The sequence below is a fragment of the Pseudonocardia pini genome (assembly GCF_013870575.1).
GTDB lineage: Bacteria > Actinomycetota > Actinomycetes > Mycobacteriales > Pseudonocardiaceae > Pseudonocardia > Pseudonocardia pini.
This window is the reverse complement of the sequence record NZ_JACBXB010000845.1, coordinates 1-2,228: the sequence shown is the minus strand read 5'-3', so window position 1 is coordinate 2,228 and position 2,228 is coordinate 1. Positions and strand designations below refer to the sequence as shown.

The window sequence follows — 2,228 nt, the reverse complement described above, 5'->3', positions numbered from 1 at the left end:
GACGTGGCGCGGGTCGTGGAGGAGGCCGAGCACGGGGGCGGTGGGCGGCAGCGTGGCCGTCGGGTTGCTGGACAGCCTCACCGAGTCCGTCGCCGAGCGCCTGGTCGCCCGGATCCGGCGTGCGTACCCCGGCATCCGGCTGCGGCTGATGACGGGCTACTCGGGGCACCTGCAGGAATGGCTCGAGTCCGGGACCGTCGAGATCGCGCTGCTCTACGGCGTCACGACCTCCGCCGGGCTCGCCGTCCGCCCGCTGTTCGAGGAGTCGCTGTGGGCCGTCGCGCCGCCGGGGGAGTGGCCCGCGGCCGATCCGGTCCCGCTCGCGGAGCTGGCCCGGCACCCCGTCGTCATGCCGGCGCCGCCGCACGGCCTGCGGACGCTGCTCGACGGCGCGTGCGCCGAGGCGGGCGTGGAGCTGGACGGGATCGTCGAGGTCAACACCATGCAGACGCAGAAGCGGCTCGTCGCCGCCGGAGCGGGCTGGACCGTGCTGCCCGCGGTCGCCGTGGAGGCCGACGTCGCGGCGGGCCGGTTCGCGGGCGGCCCGCTCGCCGAGCCCGCCGTCACCCGCTCGGTCGTGCTGGCGCGCTCCACCGAACGCCGCCCGACGCCCGCGATGGAGGTCGTCGCGCGCGAGGTGGAGCGCGCGGTGCTCGCCGTGGCGTGATCCTCACCGCGTTCCCCTGCGCGATCCGGCGGTGTACAGAGAGGGGAGTCGACGCAAAGGAGCGGACATGGCCGGGGTCGAGGACAGGGTCGTCGTGGTGACCGGGGCGGGCGGCGGGCTGGGGCGCGAGTACTCGCTGCTGCTGGCGCGCGAGGGCGCGCAGGTCGTGGTGAACGACCTCGGCGGGGCGCGGGACGGGTCCGGGAGCGACGAGACCGCCGCGGACAAGGTCGTCGCGGAGATCCTCGAGGCGGGCGGCCGGGCCGTCGCGAACCACGACAGCGTGGCGACCGCGGAGGGCGGCGCGGCCATCGTGCAGACCGCGCTCGACGCGTTCGGCCGGATCGACGGCGTCGTCGCGAACGCCGGCATCCTGCGGGACCGCACCTTCGTCAAGATGACCGACGCGGACTGGGACGCCGTCCTGCAGGTCCACCTCTACGGCGCCTACAACGTGATCCACTCCGCGTGGCCGCACTTCCGCGAGCAGGCGCACGGCCGGGTCGTCGTGGCGACCTCCACCACCGGGCTCTACGGCAACTTCGGCCAGGCCAACTACGGCGCGGCGAAGCTCGGGCTGGTCGGCCTGATCAACAGCCTCGCCAAGGAGGGCGCGAAGTACGACATCAAGGCCAACGCCGTCGCGCCCGTCGCGGCCACCCGGATGACCGCGGACATCATGACCGAGGACGTCCTGCAGAAGCTCCCGCCGGACTTCGTCGCCCCGCTGATCGGCTACCTCTGCGGGGACGAGGTGGAGGAGAACGGCGCGACCTTCGTCGCCGGGTTCGGCCGCTACCACCGCGTGGAGCTGTTCCACGCCGCCGGTGCGGCCTTCGACCACACCCCGACCGTCGCCGAGCTGGCCGAGCAGTGGTCCTCGGTCGTGGACCTGTCGGCGCCGCAGCCGGGGATGGGTCTGTACTGAGCGGGCATGGTGCGGCGGCCGGATCCCCTCCGGTGGATCTGGTACGCGTGCGGGGGCGGCGGGGGGCACGCCGCGCGGCGTACCGGCGACACCACGGCTGAGACGGCGCGGAACGGGCTCCCCGCCGCACCGCTCAGACGTGCAGCCACACCCCGGTGTCCTGGGGGAGCAGGCCCTCGTCCGTGAGCGGGCCGCTCGCCAGGAGCACCTCGGCGCCCTCGGGGAGGGCGAAGGGCGCCGCGTCGACGTTGAGCAGCATCGCGAAACCCGGCTCGCGGACGAAGCCGAGCGCGCCCGCGGGCACGTCCAGCCAGGTCAGCGGCCCGTCGCCGAGGGCGCGGTCCGCCCTGCGCAACCGCAGCGCGGCCCGGTAGAGGTTCAGCATCGACTCGGGGTCCTTGTCCTCCCGGTCGGCGGTGAACCGCACGAACCAGTCCGGCTGCGGCAGCCACGGCTGCCCCGAACCCGGCCCGAACCCGAAGGGCGGCGCGTCCCCGGACCACGGGATCGGGACCCGGCAGCCGTCACGGCCGCGCTGGGTGTGCCCGGAGCGGCGCCAGGTCGGGTCGTCGAGCACGGCCTCCGGCAGGTCCTCGACCTCCGGGAGCCCCAGCTCGTCGCCCTGGTAGACGT

General features: G+C 74.9%; 3 protein-coding genes. 2 read left to right on the top strand and 1 reads right to left on the bottom strand.

From position 1 onward, the window contains the following. Together H5J29_RS29805 and H5J29_RS29800 are read left to right on the top strand one after the other, a co-directional pair. The coding region (locus tag H5J29_RS29805) for a LysR substrate-binding domain-containing protein (protein WP_181784296.1) at positions 1–667 on the top strand (667 nt) is incomplete at its 5' end. A 67-nt stretch (positions 668–734) separates the two neighbouring features. Beyond that, on the top strand, positions 735–1,595 hold the full coding sequence (locus tag H5J29_RS29800) for an SDR family NAD(P)-dependent oxidoreductase (protein ID WP_181784295.1): 861 nt from the start codon (positions 735–737) through the stop codon (positions 1,593–1,595). Positions 1,596–1,728: 133 nt separating this feature from the next. Here H5J29_RS29800 and H5J29_RS29795 read toward each other — a convergent pair. Further along, positions 1,729–2,228 (bottom strand): alpha-amylase family glycosyl hydrolase (locus tag H5J29_RS29795; RefSeq protein WP_181784294.1); only part of this gene is annotated, 500 nt, incomplete at its 5' end.

Excerpts from the sequence above, each read along its gene's own strand:
- H5J29_RS29800 (WP_181784295.1), top strand. The coding sequence starts at position 735 with ATGGCCGGGGTCGAGGACAGGGTCGTCGTGGTGACCGGGGCGGGCGGC.